Annotated in this window: 1 pseudogene; it reads left to right on the forward strand. The window is 59.4% G+C overall.

The features are described from left to right. A pseudogene (locus QEH52_RS20945) lies at window positions 1-335 on the forward strand (polynucleotide adenylyltransferase); the annotation flags it as partial. Window positions 336-461 lie beyond the last annotated feature (126 nt).

Below are 461 nucleotides of genomic sequence, written 5' to 3' on the forward strand. Positions count from 1 at the left end.
GCGACTCCGCCATCCGCCGCCTGGCTGCCAGAGTCAAGCGCATCGACCGCCTGGTGCGCGTCGCCCACGCCGACAAAAACGGCCGCCCACCCATCAAATCCGACGGCTACCCTGAAGGCCAATGGCTACTTGATAAAACAGCCGAGCTCGCCATTCAGGACAACGCCCCCAAGCCCATCCTACTCGGGCGCCACCTCTTAGAGCTCGGCATCAAGCCCGGCCCCCACTTCGGCAAAATCCTCGACCGCGCCTACGAAGCCCAGCTCGACGGCGCCTTCACCGAAGAAGAACAAGCCCGCGATTATTTAAAGAAATTGGTCCGTGAGATTTTGTAGGAGCTTCACTTGTGAAGACCGCCAAACACAGGCAGTCGCCCCAAACGTAGCAGGGTTGCTTTAGCGCCCTGTTTCCATGCCGAGCCGCTTTCAAAACACCAAATCGGGCGCTAAAGCAACCCGACT

Origin of the sequence: Thalassobacterium maritimum (assembly GCF_031127805.1) — a bacterium.
GTDB lineage: Bacteria > Verrucomicrobiota > Verrucomicrobiia > Opitutales > Coraliomargaritaceae > Thalassobacterium > Thalassobacterium maritimum.